Genomic DNA, 20,496 nt, shown 5'->3' with positions numbered 1-20,496 from the left:
GGTCCGGCTCAGACCGTCGCGGAACGGCCGGCGAGCCGCCGCCAGTCCGAGTCGAGCCGCCGCAGCATCGAGGTGAAGTCCCCGCTCCGGATCGCCGACTGCAGGTAGTTGCCGAGCGGGATCGACGTGGGGATGAAGGTGCCGGCGCCCTGGTAGAACGCCGCGTCGTCGACGTACTGCTGCAGGCCGGCGAGCCGCTCGTCCTGCTGTGGCGGTGCGTCGATGCGGGGCGAGTACGCCAGGTTGTCGCGGTTGTAGGCGTCGATGACATCGGGCTGCATGAGGAACTCGACGAGTTCCTTCGCCTGCTCCGGGTGCTCGGACGCCGTGGGGATCCAGAGCCCGAGGTCGATGTTGACCCGGGCCTTGCGGTCGGCCGGGTCGTTCGACACCGGCAGGGCGAAGGTGCCGACGGGCAGCTCCGCGTCGATCAGCGCGATCTGCCCGAGCGCCCACGGGCCCTGCAGGTACATCGCGGCCTCGCCCTTGCCGAACGCCAGGTTGCCGTCGGCGTAGGCCCGGGTGGCGTGGTCGCGGTTGAAGAACGACGAGATGGTCTTCGCGCGCTCCATCGGCACCGCGAAGTCCTGCTCGAACGACACCTCGGAGTCCGGGCCGACGTCGGCGCCCAGGGCCTTCATCTTGCGGAAGAACGAGCCGGTGTCGACGAGGCTGCCCACCGAGTAGTCGAACAGGCCCTGCCAGAGCGTCCAGGTGTCGCGATCGGTGGCGTAGATCGGCGTGACGCCGGCCTTCTGCAGGGTCCGGCAGACCTCGACGAAGTCGTCCCACGTCGTCGGGACCGGCAGGTCGTGCTCGGCGAAGATGCGCTTGTTGTAGATCACGCCGGCCGCGGCGAGCGAGTACGGCAGCACGCTCGTGCGGTCCTCGAACGTCGCGTACTGGTTCGTCAGGGTGTCGATGTCGGGTCGGACCCGCGCGGCCGACGGCAGGTCGCCGAGGTCGCTGAGCACCCCACGCGAGATGTACCGGGCGAGCTCGAGGTTGTCGTTGAAGCACCCGACGTCCGCCGGTTCACCGCGGACGAACTGCGGGGCGATGGCCGCCGTGCTGTCGTGCACGACCGACGTGCCGGCGTGCTCCCCCTCGAACTGCCGCAGCAGCTTGTCGAAGTACGCGATGACCTCCTGCTTCTGCTCGTAGAAGCGGAGCGTCGTGGCTCCACCTGCGGCACGCCCAGGGGTCGCGCACCCGGCGAGCGCCATCGTGCCGAATGCGATGCCTCCGGCCGCGCCCGCGAGGAACCCCCGCCGGCTCACCGCGGCCTGGAGTGTTGCGGTCCTGCTTCCCACCATCGGGTCTCTCCCTCGTCGCGCATCGTCGCGCAGGCTCCTGTTTACAGCGCTGTAAAGCGTACGTCAACGTTGTAATCGCGTGTGGCGGTGGTCAGTGCGCCCTACGGACGGGAGGCACGGTGCCAGCCCGCCCCGCGCCTCCCGTCCGCCGCGCAGCGCTTCCACGGCCGCCGCCCGCCGCCCCCTGGGACGGACGCGCCACAGAACTGACAGGATCGTCTGATGGCGCAGGACGAACGGGACATCGCACTCCGGGTGGGGCACGAAGAGCTCCGCATCCGCGGGCTCTACGAGACCATCAGCATCGTCAACGACGTGATGGTGGCGCTCTGGTTCATCGTCGGCAGCGTCCTCTTCTTCTCCGAGAGCACCACGACGGCCGGCACGTGGCTGTTCCTGATCGGGAGCATCCAGCTGCTCATCCGCCCGGTCATCCGGCTGTCGCGGAGGCTCCACCTGGGTCGGGTCGGCCGCGGGAACCCCTCGGAGTCCGCGCGCGACTTCTGACCACGACACGCCTGGGCGAACACACAGGAACGCGAGCAGGCACCATGGACTGCATGGCAAGCACCACTCCTCCCCTGCCCGGACCCGTGACCACGACACCGCAGTTGCGGCGGTGGGTGTTCTGGCCCGCCGCCGTCATCGTGCTGGGGTTCGTGTCCTTCACCCTGATCTCCCCCTCCACCGCCGAGGCGATGTTCCTCGGACTGCAGGACGGCATCGTCCAGAACTTCAGCTGGTACTACGTGCTGATCGCCGCGTTCTTCGTCGGCTTCTCGCTGTTCGTCGGCTTCAGCCGCTTCGGTGACATCAAGCTCGGCAAGGACCAGGACGAGCCCGAGTTCTCGACCGGTTCGTGGTTCGCGCTGCTGTTCGCCGCCGGCATGGGCATCGGCCTCGTGTTCTACGGCGTCTCCGAGCCCCTCAGTCACTTCGCCTCCCCGCGCCCGGGCGTCACCGGCAACGAGAAGGAACTCGCGCAGCAGGCACTGACCCAGACCTTCCTGCACTGGGGCCTGCACGCATGGGCGATCTACGTCGTCCTCGGCCTCGCCCTGGCCTACGCGATCCACCGCCGGGGTCGCCCGGTGTCGATCCGCTGGGCGCTCGAACCGCTGCTCGGCAACCGCGTCCGCGGCGGCTGGGGCAACCTGATCGACGTCATCGCCCTGGTCGGCACGCTGTTCGGTGTCGCGACCTCGCTCGGCCTCGGCGTCATCCAGATCGGCGCCGGACTCGAGAGCGCCGGCATCGCCGACAGCAGCATCGTCAGCCAGATCGCCATCATCGCGGTGATCACCGCCGTCACGATCGTCTCGCTCGTCACCGGTGTGACCAAGGGCATGAAGATCCTGTCGAACTTCAACCTGCTGCTCGCCGCCGCGCTGCTGCTCTTCGTGCTCATCGTCGGTCCGACGCAGTTCCTGCTGCGTGACTTCGTGCAGTCGATCGGCTCCTACCTGCAGAACATCGTCGGCCTGTCGTTCAACGTCACCGCGCAGCAGGGTGCCGAGGGCGAGGCCTGGCAGGGCGCCTGGACCACCTTCTACTGGGGCTGGTGGATGTCGTGGGCGCCGTTCGTCGGTGTCTTCATCGCCCGCATCTCCAAGGGCCGCACGGTCCGCCAGTTCGTGTTCGGTGTCCTCCTGGTGCCGACCGCGCTCACGTTCCTGTGGTTCGCCGTCCTCGGTGGTGCGGCCATCCACCGCCAGACCGACGGTGCCGGCGGCCTCGTCGGCTCGGACGGCTCGGTCGACATCGAGGGGTCCCTGTTCGCGCTGCTCGGTGACCTGCCCGCCGGCGTGGTGCTGACCTACGGCGCGATCCTGCTCATCGGCGTGTTCTTCGTGACCTCGTCCGACTCCGGGTCGCTCGTGATGGCGATGATCGCCTCGGGTGGCGACATCGAACCGAAGAACTGGCTGCGCGTCTTCTTCGCCGCTGTGTCGGCACTGCTCGCCGTCGCACTGCTGCTGAGCGGCGGGCTGAACGCGCTGAAGACCGCGGCGATCACGACCGCGTTGCCGTTCAGCATCGTCCTGATCCTGACCTGTTGGTCGACGATCATCGCCTTCACCCGCGAGCGCCGGGCCTACGACAAGGCCGAGCGCGAGGTCCTGCTCGAGCACGTCGGCGCCTACTACGGGCTCGAGGTCGAGGCGCCCTCCGAGCGTCCCGCACGGTCCGCTCTCGGCCGTCCGTGGGCAGCGGTGAAGAGCCGCGTGCGCGGTGGCCGCGGAGCCGCGGCTCCGACCGTGGAGGCCGGTGCGCTCGAGGACTTCCCCGTGCGCCCCGAGTCGATCTCGCCCGACCCGGCGGTCGACCCGAGCCTCGACGCGCGTCCGACGTCGGCCGACACGTCGGCGACGGTGCAGCCCGAGCGCTGACGCGCCGTCGACGCGACCACCTGACGGACGGGAGGCACGGTGCCAGCTGGCACCGTCCCTCCAGGCACGGCCGTCCCGCCGCTGGCGCGTCGCGCCGGTACCGGCTGCTGGGGCCCGCCTCCCGTCCGTCGTCCGTCAGGTGTCGGTCCGCGCGGACGCGACCTCGAGGGTCACGACGACCGCCGCCACGGCGAGCGCGGTGAGCGGCAGCGACACCGCCGGCACCGCGATCGACGCGAGGACGACGAGCACCAGGGCCACCACCGCGGCGTTGGCCCGCGTGGACAACGACGGCCGGATCGCGAGCGCCCAGATCGACAGCACGAACACCGCGACCGGCACCGCGACGGTCGCGGCGACCGAGGCGGACGACAGTGCGACGTGTCCGGCGTCGGCGCTGACCGCGACCTCGATGCCGGCCGGCAGCGCGCCGGCGGCGGCGAAGACGAAGAAATGGCCGTAGCCGAACACGAGCGCGGTGGGCAGCGAGCGGATGTGCGCGTGCTGCTCGCGGGAGAAGTAGATCCACCACATCCCGACGGTGATCACCAGTCCGCAGCCGGCGAGCGCCAGCAGGGCTCCGAGGTGCTCGGTGTGCGCGAGGGCGTCGATCACCGCACCGGCCGAGGCCACCAGTCCCTCGCCCAGGACGATGAGGGTGAACAGCGAGAACCGCTCGGCCAGGTGCCGGGTGTGCCACGGGGTCGTCCCCGTCGAGGTCTGTGCCCAGATCGGCACGGACAGCTCGGCGAGCACGAGGAACGGTGCCGCGTACCCCCAGACGTCGTCGGGCAGGGCCAGGGAGAGCACCCAGAGCAGCTGCACGACCGTGACGCCGACGGCGTGCAGGACGGCGGTGCGGCGGGAGCGGGTGGAGGACACGGCGGCGCGGATCCACTGCCCGACCAGCGCCAGCCGCATGACGACGTAGCCGATGACGCCGATCGTGAAGTCGTCCTCGACCATGGCCGCGTGCACCCCGGCGGCGAGGACGAGCACCCCCGCCATCTGCACGAAGGTCATCACCCGGTAGAGCCAGTCGTCGGTGTCGAACGACGTGGCGAACCAGGTGAAGTTCATCCACGCCCACCAGATCGAGAAGAACACCAACCCGTAGGCCAGGACGGCCGAGGTGACGTGCCCCTCGACCTCGATCTCGTGCAGGTTGGTGGCGGCGAACCCCACGGCGACGACGAACACCAGGTCGAACAGGAGCTCGAGCGGACTCGCTGCCCGGTGTCGTTGGTCGGGGTCGCGCGGCACCATCCGGCGCAGTCCGATGGTCGGCATGGGGCCAACGGTAGGGCATCCCCAGAACGCGGACTGCTGACGGCGGGACCGGTGCTGCCGATCTGTCCGGGTGCAGGCCCAGCACCACCAGACCCCGCCGTCCACGGCCGTGTACGTCGTGCGCGGCCGAACCGTTCCGACAGGAGTCCCGGTGAGCTCACCGCGTCCCGCCGTCCGTCCCAGGTCGTTCCGCCGAGCGGCCGTCAGCGCCGCAGCCGGCGCCCTGACCGTCGCCACGCTGCTGGCGTCCGCCGTCACCCCGGCGCACGCCGCGACGTCCGACACCCGGCGGTCGCCGGCCGATCCGGGTGCTGCGGTTGCCGCACCGCAGGGACAGCCTGGAGGCTCGTCCCGCGTCGGTCCCGCCGCCGACGGCGTGCAGGTGGGTGCCGGCTCCTACGCGCCGACCCCGCCCGACGAGATCACCGACATCGCGGACGTGCGGAAGACGCTCGACCAGGAGCTGTACATCGATCCGTCGAAGGCCGGCGAGCCGGTGCCCACGAACCAGTGGTGGACGGACCTGCTGGTCAGCAAGTACTCCGGCGACATGTGGGCGTACCCGTTCGTCTCGTCGAACAGTGCCGCCGGCACGAAGCTCACGATCCCGACGCGGTGGAACAGCGACGGCACGGCGATGCGTCTGGAGGCACCGGTGACGGTCGGCGGGACCGTCGAACCGAGCCCGGACGCGAGCGACCGCACCCTGGCGGACTTCGAGGACGGACTGCCCGACGGCTGGACCGCGACCGGTGACGCGTTCACGGCAACGGCCACGGGGACGGCCGCCGGGCAGAGCGCGGTCTCCGGGTGGCTCGGCGGACGCTTCCTGAACTCGTTCAGCGACGAGGACGGCGACGGCGCGACCGGCACCCTCACGTCGCCGGCGTTCACGATCGACCGTTCGACCCTGGCGTTCCTGGTCGGCGGTGGCCGGCACCCCGACCACGAAGCCGTGCAGCTGCTGGTCGACGGCGACGTCGTGGCGAGCAGCACCGGGACGGACAGCGAACAGCTGCGGTGGGACAGCTGGGACGTCTCCGCGCACCGGTGGCAGTCCGCGCAGCTGCGGATCGTGGACGACCTGCGCGCCGGGTGGGCACACGTCCTGGTCGACCAGGTCCTGCTCACCGACGCCCCGGACGGCCTCGCCGAGCGCTTCGCGACCACGTTCCGGGCGAAGCAGGCCGACGCGCTCCGCTGGGGTGACTGGAACGTCAGCTGGCGGATGCCGCAGGACGGCCCGGGCGGACAGTACATGGACGTCACGAGCGTGCAGGGTTCGCCGTACGAGTGGTTCGAGTTCCACGGCATGACCCCGCGCCTGACCCTGCAGGACGGCGCCGAGATCACCGACGGGGACGGCGAACCGCTCGACCTGCCGGTGACGACGGACCGGTTCGAGATCCGCCAGGACGGCCACGTCTTCGGGGTGCACGCCCCCGACGACACCACCTTCACCCGGGTCGGGAACACGCTGGAGGCCTCGTCGGGCACGCCCTACCTGGTGCTCAGTGCGGTGCCCGAGCAGGGGTTGTCCCTCGACGACCTGCACCGCACCGCGTTCGCGGTCCCCCGTGACACGACGATGACGTACGCGTACGACCCGGCGGCGGCGAACGTCCGTCAGCAGTGGTCGATCCGCACCGACACGCTGCAGGGCGACAGCCACGACACCGTCCAGGGGTGGCTGCAGCACCAGTACGCCGACGCCACCACGAACCTGCGCTTCACCGGCGCCACGTACGAGACCCCGCGCGGCACCATGCGGACCACCGTCGGCCACGGCGGCTGGACCCTGGACTACGCGTTCACGGGCATGACCCCGATCGGCGCCACACCCGAGGCGGTCGGCGACGACCCGTACTCCGAGCGCATCATGCGCGAGTACCTGCACGACTACGCCGCGAAGACGACGTACGGCGGGGACACCTACTGGGGCGGCAAGGACGTCCTGCAGCTCGCCGAGTACATGACGATCGCGCGGCAGATCGGTGCCACCGAGGACGCCCGGACGCTGCAGGACACCCTCGAGCGCGCCCTGACCGACTGGTACACGTACACGGACGGCGAGGCGGAGCACTTCTTCGCGATGTACCCGACGTGGAAGGCCCTGATCGGGTTCGCCGACTCGTACGGGTCCGCGCAGTTCAACGACAACCACTTCCACTACGGCTACTTCGCGGTCGCGACGGCGATGCTCGGCCGGGTCGACCACGCGTGGGCGGCGAAGTACCAGGGCATGGCGACGCTCGTCGCGAAGCAGTACGCGAACTGGGACCGCGACGACGCCCGGTTCCCGCACATGCGCACGTTCGGGATCTGGGAGGGCCGGTCGAACGCCGGTGGTGTGTCGTCCCCCGGCGGCAACAACCAGGAGTCCTCGTCCGAGGCGATCCAGTCCGAGGCGGGGCTCTTCCTGCTCGGCTCGGTCCTGGGCGACGACGAGATGCAGGCCGCCGGTGCGGTGCAGTACGTCACCGAGCGGGCCGCCGTCCGCGCGTACTGGCAGAACGCCCGCGGCAACCCCGCCTCGGCGTCGTACGACGGCAACGGCGCGTTCCCGGACGAGTACGAGCACGGGCAGGCGGGGATCCTGTTCGACTCCGGGCAGGCCCACGCCACGTACTTCTCCGGCGACCCCGCCTGGATCTCCGGCATCCAGTGGATGCCGATCGCCCCGTGGTTCGACTACTTCGGCTGGGATCCCGGCTTCTCGAAGGCCCTGATGGCCGAGATGATGGCCGCCCGCCCGGAGTCCATCGGGCAGGCCGGGGTCACCGACGGCAACGCGGCACGCATCCAGATGCTCACGAAGAAGTGGTGGGGCGTCGGCAGCTACGGCGACGTGAAGATCACCCGTGACCGGCCGGCCGCGATCGGTGAGCTGCAGGATGCGATCCGCGCCGTCGAGACGAACCACCCCGGGTACGTCACCCGACGAACCGCAGCGAACCCCCTGTACGACCCGGCCACCGACACCCTGCTGGTGAGCGTGGACGACGACGGACGGGTGGTGTTCCCCGACCGGTACTGGACCCCGGAGAACCTGCCCGACTCGCTGGTGCCCACCGAGCTCGACGGTCCCACCGCCGACCGGAGGCCCCAGGACTGGCCGACCCCGTCCCCGCTGATGCCGTTCCTGGTGGACGACTTCCGCGCCGACACCCGGACCATCGACCAGCTGTACGGCGTCGACCTCACCGACCACACCCCCGGCGAGGACACCGAGCACGCCGCACGGGTGTTCAGCGGCATGGGCGACGCGCTCGGCAACGTCGTCCTCGGGTTCCTCGGGCAGTACGACCCGGACACCTACGCCGACGTGCACGCCGCGCTGTGGAAGGCCGACGACCCGGCCGTGACCGGGCAGTCGATGGCCGGCCTTGTGTACCACCAGGCGATGTCGAACCGGACCGTCGGCACCGAGGTCACCGACCGGCACACCTCGGACCCGCTCAGCCAGGTGTTCCGCGCACCCGACGGCACGATCAGCTACGTGCTCGACAACCCCGACACCGTGCAGCACACGTACGACGTCTACGAGGGCGCCGAGGTGATCGGCCAGATCGCGGTCCCGGCGCAGACGCAGATCACCTCGCACCTGGACGCGCGGCTCACCGAGGTGGTCGTCAGCGCCCAGGGAGCCCCGAAGACGATCGTCCCCGGTGCGACCACGACCTTCACCGCCACCGGCTACGACCAGTACGGCGCCACCGTCGCGCTGGACGACGTCACCTGGTCGACCGACACCGGCACGATCAGCGCCGACGGCGTCCACCGTGCATCGGAGCGCGCGGAGCGGGCGACCGTCACCGCCACGATCGGCGGCGTGCACGGGTCGTACGCCTTCCGGGTCGCACCGGCACCGGTCCTCACCGGGTTCGACGTCACGCCCGGCTTCGACCGGCTCGTCGTCGGGACGCCACAGCGGTTCCGTGCCGCCGGCCACGACCAGTACGGCGACCCGGCGGCCCTGCCCGCCGACGTCACCTGGTCGTACACCGGTGCCGGAAGCGCCGGGAGCGACGGCACCGTGACGACCACAGCCGCGGGCTCCGGGTACGTCGTCGCGACCGGTGGCGGTGTCGAGGGCTCGGCGGTCGTCGCCTCGGTGACGTCGATCCCCGACGCCGCAGCGGGTGCCGACGTCGACGCGAGCTCCTCGGACGGCGGCAACGTCGCCGGGAAGGCCGTCGACGGGGACCGCAGCACCCGGTGGGAGAGCGCGCACGGTGTGGACGAGGTCGACTACACGATCGACCTCGGGCGGCTGACCGACGTCGACACCGTGCGGGTGGACTGGGAGAACGCGGCCGCCGCCCGGTACGTGCTGCAGGTCCGGGACACCGCCGACAGCCCCTGGCGCGACGTGCAGACGGTCGACAAGACCACCGCCGACGCGGACACGGTGCCCGTGGGCGAGACCGCCCGGTTCGTGCGCCTGCGCCTGACCGAGCGGCTCACCGGGTACGGGTACTCCATCTGGGAGGTGCACGTGTCCGGTACCCCGGCGGCCTCGACCGTCGACGTCACGGACGTGCTCGTCGCACCGCGCAGCGCGACCGTCCGCGCCGGTGACCGGGTGGAGCTCGCGGCCTACGGCTTCGACCACGACGGGTCCGGCGGGCGGCTCGCCGCGGACCGCCCGGATTGGGCCGTCGACGGCGGCGGAAGTGTCGAACCGGACGGTGTCGTCACCGCAGCGGCCGAGGGCGGTGTGACCGCGACGGTCACGGCCACCGTGCCGGGAGCATCCGGGACGGCCACCGTCACGACCCTCGACGAGGCGACCGACGGTGACGACGACGGCGGAACGGCACCCGCCCGCTCTCGCGACGTGGCCGCCGGCAAGCCCGTCACCACCTCGTCGGACGAGCGCGGCGACCTGTCCGGCGGCAATGCGGTGGACGGCGACGCCCGGACCCGGTGGGCGAGCGCAGCACGCGACGGTGCGTGGTTGGCGGTCGACCTCGGGCAGGTCGTGCCGATCGACCAGGTGCAGCTCGACTGGGAGGCCGCGTGGGCCGAGGCCTACCGCGTCCAGGTCCGCGACGACGAAGACGCCCCCTGGCGGACCGTCGCGGAAGAAGCCCACGGGACCGGCGGCGAGGTGATCCACCGGCTGGAGGGCGACGACGTCACCGGCCGCTGGGTCCGGGTCGTCGCGGACCGCCGGCACACCGCGTTCGGTGTCTCCCTCTGGGACCTCCGCGTCACCTCGACGCAGGGCGAACCGACGCCGGACCTGGCACGACGGGCGACCGTGTCGTCATCGGCCGACGAGGGCGACGGCGTCCCCGCGCGGAACGCCGTGGACGGCGACCCGGGGTCACGCTGGGCGAGCGGACACACCGACGACCAGTGGCTCGCCGTCGACCTCGGCGCACCGCAGCGCCTGCACGGCGCGGTGCTCCGGTGGGAGGACGCCTTCGGACGTTCCTACCGGATCGAGGCGCGGAACGCCGGCGACGACGGGTGGACGACGCTCGCCACCGAGACGGACGGCAACGGCGGCACCGACCGGCACGCCCTGGACGGCTCGTGGCGGTACGTCCGCGTGCACGGTGTCGAACGGGCGACCCCGTACGGCTACTCGCTGTACGACCTCGAGATCCGGTAGCGCCGACGCCCCCGCTTCACGCACACTCGACCGAACAGCCGACAACCGACGGAGACACGATGTCGCAACCGCTCGAATCGCTCATGCACGCCAACCTGTTCGAGGTGTTCGGGGAACGGGACCCCGAGCGTCGCCGCGCCGCGATCGAGCGGACGTACGCCCCGGACGTCGAGTTCCTGGACCCCGACGAGGTCGTCACCGGCCACGACGCGCTGCACGCCAAGGCGCAGCGCCTGCTCGACGAGGCGCCCGGGTTCGTGTTCTCGCCGGCCGGCCCGGTCTACGAGAACCACGGGATGGGGTACCTCGCCTGGCACTTCGGCCCTGAGGGAGCACCGCCCGTCGTGTCCGGCATGGACATCTGCTTCATCGAGGGCGACGTCATCGCGAAGGTCTACACGCTGCTGACCGCTTGACCACCGCCCGCAGGCGGTGGCGATCCTCGGGGGTGAGCGATGCGGTCACCGCGACCGACTGACGGACGGGAGGCCCGGTGCCAGCTGGCACCGGGCCTCCAGTCCGCCTGTCGGCACGGCCGATTCGTTGCCGGATCGAGACACCGGTCCGGCCCGTCGTACGGCATGGTTGAGCCACCGATGGCAGGCAGGACGGAGCGCACGGTGGAATGAGTGGTGGGGTGAGCCACGGTCGCGGTGGTCGTCGTCGTGACGGTGTCGATGTTGCTGGTGGTCCAGACGACCATCTGCGCCGATGCCGTTCCCGGAGAAGCGACGAGCTACTGCACGACCGAGCCGATGATCGGTGTCGCGGGCGCGTGGATCGCCGCCTTCGCCGGTGTCGTCGTGCTCGCGGTCTGCGTGTGGCAGATCGTCCGGGCGGCCCGAGCCGGCTGCGTGCCGATCGACTCATGCCGCTCCAGGAATGTGCGGCGGAACAGCCGTGCGAGGATTCGTCAACCGCACTCCCGAGGGGAACGACCACCATGACCACAGCCCGCACACTCCACTGGGTCAGCACCGTGCTCCTCGCCGTGGGGTTCCTCGGCGTCGGTGCCCTGATGTACGAGGCGTTCTTCGGCCCCGAAGGCGGCGGGGCGAACATCGGCCTCGGCCTCGTCCTCATCCCGTGTCTCGGATCAGGCGTCGTCGGGCTCGCCCTCGGGGCAGCAGCCTTGGTCGCGACGTGGTGGAGCACCCGGGCCGAGCGCTCGCGTGCCGCGGCCCGGTGACACAGATGCCGGCCCAGTCCGCTTCGCGCCCGTGGACCCTGATCGCCGTCGTGGTGCTGGTGGGTTGGGCGCTGGTGACGGCACTGCTGTTCCCGGTCACGGGGATGGACGAGCACGAGGGGCCCGGCGACCAGGTCTGGCGGACGTCGTCGAGTGCACTCGGTGTGCCGCTCTCGCCCGAGTGGGACGTCCTCGTCTGGCTCGCCGCACTCACGCTGGTGCCGGTCGTCGTCGTCGGGCTCGCGTTCCTGCTGCGCCGCCGACGACCGCGCACCGCGCCCGTCAGTCCGTCGCCGGGTGGCCCTGCGCGTTGAGGTGTGCGCGGAGCACGTCACGGACGCTCGTCCACGACTGCACGCCGTAGCGGTCGTTGTCGACGTGGTGCAGCTCCGCCTGCCCGCTGAACATGCTCACGAAGTACTGCATCCCCTGCCACGCCGGGAACGTCTGGTCCGGGTTCTTCGACAGACGCCTACCGACGGCGCTCATCGCGGACAGCGTGCCGGTGGTGCCGGCCCACTGCAGCCGGAAGCGCTCCCCCGTCAGTTCGCCCATGGTGCGCGCGACGTCGCGGGCGGTGACCCGGTCGCCCGCCATCTCGATCACCCGCGGAGCATCGTCGTCCAGCGCGGCGAGCGCCGTGACCCGGGCGACGTCGTCCTTCGTGGTGAAGTCGAGCACCTGGTCCGCCGACGACCAGAACAGCACGAGCCGACGGCCGAACAGGATCATCGGGGCGTCACCGGTGAGCAGGTCCGTGAACATGCCCGTCAGGATCGAGGTCGCCTGCACCGGGGCGGCGTCGAGGTCGGCGGCGAACTCGCGTCACAGCTCGAAATTGCGGTTCGTGCCGGGTGCGATCCGCCGGTAGTCGGCGGAGTAGTCGGACGGGATGAACCGCCGGACGCCCGCCGCCACGGTCGCCGCGAGCAGCGCGCGCTGGGCGTCGACGATCACCGGGCGGGTCCCGCTCACGGCGGAGACCACGACGTCGGATCCGCTGACGGCCCGGGTCAGGCCGTCGTGGTCGCTGTACTCGGCGGTGACGATGTCGACCCGGGGGTCGTCCCCGAAGCGCTCGTCGGCGGTCGTGCTGCCGGGCCGGGTGAGGACCCGCACCCGCACGTCGTGCTGGGTGAGTTCGCGGACGATGCGGTGCCCGAGGTCACCGGTGGCGCCGGCGACGAGGATGGTGGTGGTCATGGGCGGGGCCTCACTGCAGTGGTGGTCGACGTGGTCGTCGTGGTGCGCCGTCGGGATCGCTCCGGGACGGCGAGGGGGTGTTCGAACGAGGGGTCGGCGTGGTCGGGTCCGGCGGGGCCGAGCCCGGCGGTGAGGGCGACGCGGGCCAGCAGCCGGCGCAGCGTCGTCTGTTCGTCGTCGTCGAGGTGCCGCATGAGCACGCCCTCGGCGCTGCGCAGGGCGGACCGCGTCCGGGCGAGCAGGGCCCGGCCGGCGTCGGTGGGGTGGACCTGCCGCACCCGCCGGTCCGTCGGGGCGGGGCGGCGTTCGACGAACCCGCCCGTCTCGAGCGCGTCGACGATGTAGGTCATCTGCGTCTTGTCGATCCCGAGGCGCTGCGCGAGTCCGAGTTGCGACGACGGTTCCTCGGTGGTGGTCGCGACGAGCACCTGGTAGCCGCGGGGACCGCCAGGTACGTCGGCGACCGCTTCGCTGCCCAGCCGTGTGAAGCCCTGGAGCGCCAGCGGCAGCGCCCACCCGAGCTCGGATTCGATCCCCTCGGCACCCCAGTCGATCTCGGGGAGCGCATCGGTCGGCATCGGACTGTCCATGGTGCAGAACATACCGCCACAAGATCGTCTTGCGCAAAGATCATCTGTGGTCGGGACGGAGCGCTGTCGCGACGTCGAGCCCCGAGGAGCCCATGCCGGACACCGCGGCCATCACCCCGTTCACCGTCGAGGTCCCCCGGACAGAACTCGACGACCTGCGCCGACGCCTGCTGGCCGAACACTGGTCGACGGGCTACGCCGGTACACCGACCTGGTGTTCTTCAACGAGGTCGCGCGCGGCGGGCACTTCGCGATGCTCGCACAGCCGGACCTGCTCGTCGACGACGTCCGTGCGACGTTCCGCGGGCTCCGCCGAAGGCCACCGACCGCACCACCAGGAACAGGGCGTAGCCGATCATCGCGGCGCCCAACGTCGGCACGAGCCACGCGCGGGCGTCGCCGTCGACGGCGGTGTTCACGAAACCGAGTCCGGGGATCGAGTACCAGACCCGGCCCATGACCTGCGCGGCGACGACCCGCTCGGGGTCGACGGCTGCGTTGTTGTCACCCTTGAAGGTGAACAGGCGGCGACCGTCGGCACCGACGGCGATGGCGACGACCCGGTGCGAGATCACCCCGGGCCGGTCGACCCGGATCTGGTAGGTGACGATGTCGCCGACGCCGATGTCCGCGGGGTCCACCGGGCGGACGACCGCCAGGGTGCCCGGCGGCATCCCCGGCTCCATCGAGCTCGTCAGCACGGTGAGCGGCACCGACCCGGTGATGCGCGGCACCGCGATGGCCAGCGCGGCGATCCCCACCACGGCGATCAGGAGCAGGACCGCGACCGTCTGCCCCAGCAGCCGGAGTGCGCCCGACCAGCGGGTGACCGGCGCCTGCTCCCGCTTCGGCGGTGCGGACGTCACGACGTCGATCGCAACGAGAACAGCTGGAGGCCGGACGTGCTGCAGTCGGCGACGGTCATCGTGTTGGTGCTGCCGGACCCGTTCGACGCCGTCAGGCACAGGTCGTTCCGGTTGCGGAACCGGAAGAGCCCGCTGCCCGCGCCGACCGCTTCGGCCGTCCACTTCTGGGCGCTGATGTCGTTGACGGGACGGAGCACGGCGGACCGGTCGCTCGGGGCGTCCCAGTACAGCGACGAGTTCGACGGCGAGGTGACCCGGAGCCAGGAGTCCTCGGGCGTGAACTGCCAGGTCTGGGTCGCGCTCGTCGTGCAGGACGTCGTGACGATCGGCGAGCCGGAGGCCGTCCCCCCGCTGGCGATGCACGTGCCGGTGGCGTCGTTCCGCAGGACGTAGCGGCTGGTGGCGGTGAGCCACCCGGTGGCGTGCTGGATGCCCGGCGACATCGGCGAAGCGTTGCCGCCCGTGCCCGTGGCGACCGCGCGCACGGTGTACGCGTAGTACTTCGAGACCAGCAGCCCGGTGTCGGTGAAGGACCGGACGGACGCCGGCACGACGCGGACCAGGACGCCGTCCCGGTACACGGCGTAGGAACCGATGCCGCTCGTGTCCGCGGGTGCTGCCCACGTGAGCGTGATGCTGCTGTCGGTCTCGGCGGTCTTCGACGGCACGGACGGTGTGACGGTGTCGGCGATGACCTGGGCCGCGCGGGCGTGCGCGATGCCGGTCCAGGATCCCTGTCGGGCGGTGACGGTCGCGTCGAGCGTGGTCGCGCCTCCGGACAGGTCGAAGCGCTGCCCCTGACTGACCGACGTCCGCACACAGGTCGAACGGCTGGCACCGGCAGCGAGGGTGGCGACCACGGGGGCGATCGTCGTGCCCGAACCGGTGATCGCAGCACTGGACGGAGCGCCCGAGCAGGGGTTGGCGTTGGTGGACTGCCAGATGTCGACCTGGACGGCGCTCGACAGGGCCGATCCGGCGGTCGCGGCGAGCGACAACGTGGTGGCCGCGGGCACGGACCCCGAGTTCGACACCGTGACGAGCGCGGTGCGGGTCAGCGCGTCCGAGGAGTACGTGGTGGCGAGGTCCTCGACGCCACGGATGCCGACGGCCACGGACCCGGTCGTGGCCGCGGCCCGGACGGACTGCGCCGGAGCGGTCCAGGTCGCCCAGGCAGTCCCGCCGCCCGCGAGCTCGATCGCGACGACCGCGGCGGCCGTCGCTCCGAGCAGGAGCACTCGTCGACGTCGTGTGCTGTCGGTCATGATCCTGCCTGCGTCCCGCTGATGGTGGTGGTGAAGTCGGCGCTGAGGCCCTGCTGCGAGGCGGCCGCATCCGCCGGCATCGCGACGGCGAGGCACAGGACGACGTCGGCCCCCGGCCGCAGGGTGATGCCTGCGGACCGCGGCGAGGTGGAGTCGAGGGTGCCGGACCACGTGGGGCGCACGCTGCCGGACCGGCACGCAGCCGCCGACGTCGCAGCGCCCACGGTCACCCGCAGGTCGCTGCGCACGGCGGACGCCGAACCCGACGCCGTCGTCGTGCCGGCGCGTCCCGTCGCGACACCGAGGTCGAGCGGGACGTCCCCGGTGTTCGTCGCGGTGACCACGCCGAACTCGGTGGCGCCCGGGTACAGCGGTGCAGACGGCAGCGTGAGGCTGCTCAGCGACAGGTCCGCCGAACCGGCGGTGATCGTCGCCGGCTGGGTGGACGACCGGGCGCTGAGGAGTGCGAACGTGCCACCGTCGGTCGAGATCGCGACGACGACCACGACCCCCACCGCGGCGACGGCGAGCAACGTCGCCGCCGGCCAGCCGGTCAGCGCAGCCCCTCGGCGCCGGTGTTTCACGCCTGGGTCAGGGTCACGGCGATGGCGTCGAGGTCGACCGACCCGTTCTGCATGCCGTCCTCGACACCGGCGGTGGTGCTCTTCGGGAACGTGATGGTCACCCCGACGCGGACGTCCTGCTGCGAGCCGGTCTGCCCGGTCACCGTGTACGGCGCACCGGCACCGGAGACCCCGTCACCGCTCGCGGTGAGCACGGCGTTCGCCGACAGGTACTTCGCCAGCGCGACGTCGGCGGGGGCGGACGTCGAGGTGGCCTCGACCGAAGCCGGATCGACGGCCAGGGTCGCCTTCAAGCCCTTGCCGTTCGCGGTGACGACCATGTCCTGCGAGTAGGTGACGACGTCGCCCGGCACGATCGGGTAGCCGTCCAGGGTCGAGAGCGGCGACCCACCGTTGACGGTCCAGCTCGCCGCCTGCGTGGTCGGCTTGATCGCGAGCGCGCCGGCGACGATGTGGCCCCCGGCGGTCGCTGCGCTGGAGTTCCAGAGCGCGAACGTCCCGGCGCCTCCGAGCAGGAGTGCGACGCCAGCGGCGCCGATGATCGAGGCGGTGATGATCTTCTGCATGGTGTGCTCTCTACGACGTCGGACGTCGGATACGCGTCGACCATGTCCAGTCGAACAGCTCGATGAGCTGGTGGCAGCCGGCCCCTGGTGAGGGGGCGGCGCATCGACCGAGGGACGTGGTGCTCGACCTGCTGGGAGTGGCAGGTGCAGGAGACGAACCCTGCGAGCAGTGACCGGCCGACGGCCGACCTTGCTGCTGCGCTGAGTATGACATGACAACGACCCACGTGCCGAACTGCGCGGAGGCACAGGCGGACTGACAGCTTGACGGTCCCTCATGGATCGGCAACGGTCCGCCGCCCCTTGTCGGCAGGTTCAGATAGCGCTACTCTCCGATAGTGCGAATATCCGAACTTGCCCGAGCGTCGTCGACGCCGGTCACCGCCGTCAAGTACTACCAGCGCGAGGGCCTGCTGCCCCCTGGTGAGAAGTCCGCGCCGAACCAGACCGCCTACGACGACCGGCACGTCGAGCGGGTCCGGCTCGTCCGGGCACTCCTGGAGACCGGCGGGCTCTCCGTCGCCGTCGCGAAGCAGGTCCTCGCCGTGCTGGACGCCGAGACGGCACCGCTGGCCGAGGTCTTCGCCGTCGCCCAGTACGCGATGACCACCCCGCGGTCCCCCGAGTCCGAGGCGACGCCGGAGGCACGTGCCCGGATCGAGGAACGGGTGTCGGCCGCCGGCTGGTGCGCGACGTCGGACAACCCGGGACTCGAGACCGCGGCGCGGGCACTCGACGGGCTGCGCACCATCGGGTTCGACGCCCCGGACGACTACCTCGACGCCTACGTGTCGGCAGCGGCGAGCGCAGCACGCGCCGACGTCGCCGCGCTGCAGCACCGCGACGGCCGGACCGCGATGGCGGAGCTGATGGTGATCGGCACCGTCCTCGGTGATCCGCTCTTCGCGGGACTCCGGCGCCTGGCGCAGCAGGACGCCACCCACGACCTGTTCCCCGTCGCCGACACGGACGAGGCCGGCGCATGAGCGCGCCAGGCCGGATCGCCGCCGTGCGCCGAGCGGTGGCGTGGCACCCGGCACTCATGGCCGTGGCCGGCCTGATGGTCGTGGCCACCGCGGTCTGCGTCGTCGGCCTCGTCGTGGACCCCCGGACCATCCTGGGGGCACCGGCGTGGGCGAAGCCGCTGAAGTTCTCGCTGTCGATCCTGCTCTACGCGGTCACCTGGGCGTGGCTCATCGCCCACCTGCCGAAGTGGCGGACGCTCGCTCGGCGGCTCGGCACCGTGGTCGCCGTGGCCCTGGTGGTCGAACAGGCGCTGATCGTGTGGGCCGCCGCGACCGGCACGACGAGCCACTTCAACGTGTCGAACAGCGTGCACGTGGTCGTGTGGGCGGTGATGGCGGTGGCGATCACGACGCTCTACCTCTGCACCTTCGTCACCTCGATCGCCCTGTTCTTCCTGCGTCTGCCGACCCCGGCGCTGACGATCGCCGTCCGTGCCGGTGCCGTCATCGCACTCGTCGGCATCGGGGTCGCCTTCCTGATGACCGGCCCGACCCCCACCCAGCTCACTGCTCCGGACGGGATCGTCGGCGCCCACACGGTGGGGATCGCGGACGGCGGCCCAGGGGTGCCGCTGCTCGGGTGGAGCACCGTCGCCGGTGACTACCGGGTCGCCCACTTCGTCGGCATGCACGCCCTGCAGGTACTCCCGCTGGTCGCGCTCGTGCTCGCCGCCGCCGGTCGGCGCCTGCCGTGGCTGGCAGACCAGACCACGCAAGTGCGGATCGTGGTCATCGTGGCGGTCGCATGGGCAGCGGGCACCGTGCTCCTCACGGTGCAGGCCGCGGTCGGACAGTCGGTGGTCCATCCCAACGGCGTGGTGGCAACCGCGGCGTGGGCACTCGTGCTGCTCGCCGCGGCCGCGAGCGTGACCGTCCTGTTCCGCGCCTGCACCGCTCCGGTGGGGCGACTGCGCTGACGGGTCGCGGGCCGGACGACCCCACCGGTCGCAGGTCAGCGGGCCCGGAGCCCTCGGGAGACCAGGTCGGCGGCAGCACGGGCTTCCATCGCCCACCCGGGGCGATCGATCCCGGCCCCGATGCCGTGCAGCAGCATGAGCACCGTGCCGGAGGTGACGTCGGACCGGATGGCACCGTCGGCGGCCGCGCGCGCCAGCAGCTCGGCGAGCGTCCGCTCGAGCTCTCCCCCGCCTTCCGCCTGGGTGGTGGCGTCGACCATTGCTGCGAGGGTGCGCGCGAGCCCCGCGTGGTCGACCACGTGCTCCACGAACCCGCGCAGGAAGTCGTCGAGGCTCTCGCCCGGGGGGAGCGTCGAGTCGCGAGCACGCTGGCACAGGACATCGACCTCGCCCCGGTACACCGCCGCCGCCAGCGCTGCACGCGTCGGGAAGTGCCGGTAGAGGGTGCCGACCCCGACCCCGGCGCGTCCGGCGAAGTCGTCGAAGCGCAGCTGCTCGTCACGCTCGAACGCCGTCCGGGCAGCGGCGACGATCGCGTCGCGGTTCCGTCGGGCGTCAGCACGCATCGGCTTCTCAGCGGGCATCGGCTGCTCGTCCGGCACAGGCACTCCTTGACAAGTGGAAATGATCTCCATATCTTCCAAGTGGAGATCGTCTCCAGAATAGCGGACAGGTGCCTGATGCGGATCCTCATGCTCGGACGGGGCGTCATCGCGACGATCTACGGCCAGGCCCTCCAGCACTCCGGACACCACGTCGACCACCTGGTGCGGCCCGGGCGCGCGGCCGAGTACGGCGACACCGTGCAGACCGACGTCATCGACGGCCGCCGCGGCCCCCTGGGCCGGCGGACCCGGACGACGTCGCCGACGCGACTGGTCGAGTCGATCGAGACGGCGGACGCGTACGACCTCGTCGTCGTCAGCGTGGGCCACCATCGGCTGCAGGATGCCGTGACCTCCCTGGCGCCCCACATCGGTGACGCGACGGTGCTGGTCCTCGGCAACGTGTGGGACGAACCCCTCGCCGCGGTCGCACCGCTCGCCGCGGAGCGGGTGCTGTTCGGGTTCCCGGGCGCCGGCGGCGGGTTCGACGCCGACGGGGTCCTGCACGGTGCCGTCCTCCGGTCGGTCCGGCTCGGGACGACCGGCACGGCTCCGGACCGGCAGGAGCTCGTGCGGTCGGTGTTCCAGCGGGCCGGGTTCACCGTGCAGGACGAGGACGACATCCGCGGGTGGCTGTGGCTGCACGTCGTGCTCGACGCCGGCATGTTCGCGCAGGCCCTGCACAGCGGTGGTCTGGCGACGATGGTCGGGGATCGGCGGGCGCTCCGCGAGGCGTTCCGGATCGGGCGGGAACTCCTCCCGGTGCTGGAGGCGCGGGGCGTCGACCTCTCCCGACACCGCTCCACGACGCTGCCCGTCCGGCTGCCGGGGACGTCGGCAACGCTCGTCGCCGCGGGCACTGCGCTGGTCCCGATCGCGCGTGCGAGCCTCGCCGCGCACGACGACCCGACCGCCGCGGAACCCCTGGCGGTCCTCGAGGACGTCCGGCGGACCGCCGCCGCCCTGGGCATCCCGACCCCGCGCCTCGACCGGGCGGCGCGACGCGCCTGACGACGGGTGCGGGCGGTGGACGCGACCAGCAACGGCCTGGAGGCTCGGTGCCAGCT

Annotated in this window: 18 protein-coding genes and 1 pseudogene; 10 read left to right on the top strand and 9 right to left on the bottom strand. The window is 71.6% G+C overall.

Going from position 1 to position 20,496, the window contains the following annotated elements; translation table 11 throughout:
* Nucleotides 1-8: 8 nt before the first annotated feature.
* Entirely contained in the window at nt 9-1,316 is a 1,308-nt protein-coding gene (locus BIU95_RS17555) for an ABC transporter substrate-binding protein (RefSeq protein WP_071252429.1), read from the bottom strand.
* A gap of 222 nt (nt 1,317-1,538) precedes the next feature.
* Between BIU95_RS17555 and BIU95_RS17550 the strand changes: the two genes are divergently transcribed.
* Both BIU95_RS17550 and BIU95_RS17545 read left to right on the top strand, forming a co-directional pair.
* Nucleotides 1,539-1,823, top strand: a complete 285-nt coding sequence (locus BIU95_RS17550) for a YrhK family protein (RefSeq protein WP_017886936.1) — start codon at nt 1,539-1,541, stop codon at nt 1,821-1,823.
* Nucleotides 1,824-1,876: 53 nt separating this feature from the next.
* Nucleotides 1,877-3,706 carry a BCCT family transporter gene (locus BIU95_RS17545; RefSeq protein WP_254783415.1) on the top strand — a complete coding sequence of 610 codons (1,830 nt, stop codon included), beginning with the start codon at nt 1,877-1,879 and terminating at the stop codon, nt 3,704-3,706.
* A gap of 135 nt (nt 3,707-3,841) precedes the next feature.
* Here the strand turns inward: BIU95_RS17545 and BIU95_RS17540 are convergent, their stop codons facing one another.
* The gene (locus BIU95_RS17540; RefSeq protein WP_175470795.1) at nt 3,842-4,996 is read right to left on the bottom strand and encodes a low temperature requirement protein A; all 1,155 of its coding nucleotides are present in this window, start codon (nt 4,994-4,996) and stop codon (nt 3,842-3,844) included.
* A gap of 151 nt (nt 4,997-5,147) precedes the next feature.
* On the opposite strand from BIU95_RS17540, the gene BIU95_RS17535 reads away from it, so the two are divergent.
* From BIU95_RS17535 to BIU95_RS17515, 5 genes are all read left to right on the top strand, one after another.
* Nucleotides 5,148-10,619: a discoidin domain-containing protein gene (locus BIU95_RS17535; protein ID WP_071252425.1), complete on the top strand. Its 5,472-nt coding sequence runs from the start codon at nt 5,148-5,150 to the stop codon at nt 10,617-10,619.
* 59 nt (nt 10,620-10,678) lie between these two features.
* Nucleotides 10,679-11,035, top strand: coding sequence for a nuclear transport factor 2 family protein (locus BIU95_RS17530; RefSeq protein WP_071252423.1), 357 nt, complete (start codon nt 10,679-10,681; stop codon nt 11,033-11,035).
* Between the two features lie 237 nt (nt 11,036-11,272).
* Nucleotides 11,273-11,566: a hypothetical protein gene (locus tag BIU95_RS17525; protein ID WP_071252421.1), complete on the top strand. Its 294-nt coding sequence runs from the start codon at nt 11,273-11,275 to the stop codon at nt 11,564-11,566.
* Nucleotides 11,563-11,808 (top strand): hypothetical protein, encoded by a 246-nt coding sequence (locus BIU95_RS17520; protein WP_042540461.1) that lies wholly within the window; start codon nt 11,563-11,565, stop codon nt 11,806-11,808. Before BIU95_RS17525 ends, BIU95_RS17520 begins: the two co-directional genes overlap by 4 nt.
* Nucleotides 11,805-12,122, top strand: a complete 318-nt coding sequence (locus BIU95_RS17515; protein ID WP_156155378.1) for a hypothetical protein — start codon at nt 11,805-11,807, stop codon at nt 12,120-12,122. Before BIU95_RS17520 ends, BIU95_RS17515 begins: the two co-directional genes overlap by 4 nt.
* Here BIU95_RS17515 and BIU95_RS17510 read toward each other — a convergent pair.
* The 6 genes and pseudogenes from BIU95_RS17510 to BIU95_RS17485 form a co-directional block, all read right to left on the bottom strand.
* Nucleotides 12,091-13,011 (bottom strand): annotated as a pseudogene (locus tag BIU95_RS17510) (NmrA family NAD(P)-binding protein). The gene BIU95_RS17515 and the pseudogene BIU95_RS17510 sit on opposite strands and share 32 nt — an antisense overlap.
* Complete coding sequence (locus BIU95_RS17505; RefSeq protein ID WP_042540505.1) at nt 13,008-13,601, bottom strand: MarR family winged helix-turn-helix transcriptional regulator; 594 nt, start codon at nt 13,599-13,601, stop codon at nt 13,008-13,010. The pseudogene BIU95_RS17510 and the gene BIU95_RS17505 overlap by 4 nt, the downstream one beginning before the upstream one ends.
* 221 nt (nt 13,602-13,822) lie before the next feature.
* Nucleotides 13,823-14,467, bottom strand: a complete 645-nt coding sequence (locus tag BIU95_RS17500) for a signal peptidase I (protein WP_052481905.1) — start codon at nt 14,465-14,467, stop codon at nt 13,823-13,825.
* The gene (locus BIU95_RS17495; RefSeq protein ID WP_139179888.1) at nt 14,464-15,732 is read right to left on the bottom strand and encodes a ricin-type beta-trefoil lectin domain protein; all 1,269 of its coding nucleotides are present in this window, start codon (nt 15,730-15,732) and stop codon (nt 14,464-14,466) included. The genes BIU95_RS17500 and BIU95_RS17495 overlap by 4 nt, the downstream gene beginning before the upstream one ends.
* Nucleotides 15,729-16,316 (bottom strand): hypothetical protein, encoded by a 588-nt coding sequence (locus tag BIU95_RS17490; protein WP_042540470.1) that lies wholly within the window; start codon nt 16,314-16,316, stop codon nt 15,729-15,731. Before BIU95_RS17490 ends, BIU95_RS17495 begins: the two co-directional genes overlap by 4 nt.
* Nucleotides 16,313-16,882, bottom strand: a complete 570-nt coding sequence (locus BIU95_RS17485; protein WP_017886942.1) for an alternate-type signal peptide domain-containing protein — start codon at nt 16,880-16,882, stop codon at nt 16,313-16,315. Before BIU95_RS17485 ends, BIU95_RS17490 begins: the two co-directional genes overlap by 4 nt.
* A 338-nt stretch (nt 16,883-17,220) precedes the next feature.
* Between BIU95_RS17485 and BIU95_RS17480 the strand changes: the two genes are divergently transcribed.
* Both BIU95_RS17480 and BIU95_RS17475 read left to right on the top strand, forming a co-directional pair.
* Nucleotides 17,221-17,868, top strand: coding sequence for a MerR family transcriptional regulator (locus BIU95_RS17480; protein WP_071252419.1), 648 nt, complete (start codon nt 17,221-17,223; stop codon nt 17,866-17,868).
* Nucleotides 17,865-18,824, top strand: coding sequence for a hypothetical protein (locus tag BIU95_RS17475; protein ID WP_175470794.1), 960 nt, complete (start codon nt 17,865-17,867; stop codon nt 18,822-18,824). Before BIU95_RS17480 ends, BIU95_RS17475 begins: the two co-directional genes overlap by 4 nt.
* A 35-nt stretch (nt 18,825-18,859) precedes the next feature.
* Here BIU95_RS17475 and BIU95_RS17470 read toward each other — a convergent pair whose 3' ends face one another.
* Nucleotides 18,860-19,408, bottom strand: coding sequence for a TetR/AcrR family transcriptional regulator (locus BIU95_RS17470; protein ID WP_071252483.1), 549 nt, complete (start codon nt 19,406-19,408; stop codon nt 18,860-18,862).
* Between the two features lie 96 nt (nt 19,409-19,504).
* On the opposite strand from BIU95_RS17470, the gene BIU95_RS17465 reads away from it, so the two are divergent.
* The gene (locus BIU95_RS17465; protein WP_017886938.1) at nt 19,505-20,440 is read left to right on the top strand and encodes a ketopantoate reductase family protein; all 936 of its coding nucleotides are present in this window, start codon (nt 19,505-19,507) and stop codon (nt 20,438-20,440) included.
* The last annotated feature ends 56 nt before the right edge of the window (nt 20,441-20,496 follow it).

The organism is Curtobacterium sp. MCBA15_007, assembly GCF_001864905.1.
GTDB lineage: Bacteria > Actinomycetota > Actinomycetes > Actinomycetales > Microbacteriaceae > Curtobacterium > Curtobacterium poinsettiae.
This window is presented reverse-complemented; position numbering and strand designations above follow the sequence as displayed.

What these genes read in the sequence shown, in the direction of transcription:
- BIU95_RS17555 (WP_071252429.1), bottom strand. Translation starts at nt 1,316, where the DNA reads ATGGTGGGAAGCAGGACCGCAACACTCCAGGCCGCGGTGAGCCGGCGG.
- BIU95_RS17550 (WP_017886936.1), top strand. Translation starts at nt 1,539, where the DNA reads ATGGCGCAGGACGAACGGGACATCGCACTCCGGGTGGGGCACGAAGAG.
- BIU95_RS17545 (WP_254783415.1), top strand. Translation starts at nt 1,877, where the DNA reads ATGGCAAGCACCACTCCTCCCCTGCCCGGACCCGTGACCACGACACCG.
- BIU95_RS17540 (WP_175470795.1), bottom strand. Translation starts at nt 4,996, where the DNA reads ATGCCGACCATCGGACTGCGCCGGATGGTGCCGCGCGACCCCGACCAA.
- BIU95_RS17530 (WP_071252423.1), top strand. Translation starts at nt 10,679, where the DNA reads ATGTCGCAACCGCTCGAATCGCTCATGCACGCCAACCTGTTCGAGGTG.
- BIU95_RS17520 (WP_042540461.1), top strand. Translation starts at nt 11,563, where the DNA reads ATGACCACAGCCCGCACACTCCACTGGGTCAGCACCGTGCTCCTCGCC.
- BIU95_RS17505 (WP_042540505.1), bottom strand. Translation starts at nt 13,601, where the DNA reads ATGGACAGTCCGATGCCGACCGATGCGCTCCCCGAGATCGACTGGGGT.
- BIU95_RS17495 (WP_139179888.1), bottom strand. Translation starts at nt 15,732, where the DNA reads ATGACCGACAGCACACGACGTCGACGAGTGCTCCTGCTCGGAGCGACG.
- BIU95_RS17485 (WP_017886942.1), bottom strand. Translation starts at nt 16,882, where the DNA reads ATGCAGAAGATCATCACCGCCTCGATCATCGGCGCCGCTGGCGTCGCA.
- BIU95_RS17475 (WP_175470794.1), top strand. Translation starts at nt 17,865, where the DNA reads ATGAGCGCGCCAGGCCGGATCGCCGCCGTGCGCCGAGCGGTGGCGTGG.
- BIU95_RS17470 (WP_071252483.1), bottom strand. Translation starts at nt 19,408, where the DNA reads ATGCCCGCTGAGAAGCCGATGCGTGCTGACGCCCGACGGAACCGCGAC.
- BIU95_RS17465 (WP_017886938.1), top strand. Translation starts at nt 19,505, where the DNA reads ATGCGGATCCTCATGCTCGGACGGGGCGTCATCGCGACGATCTACGGC.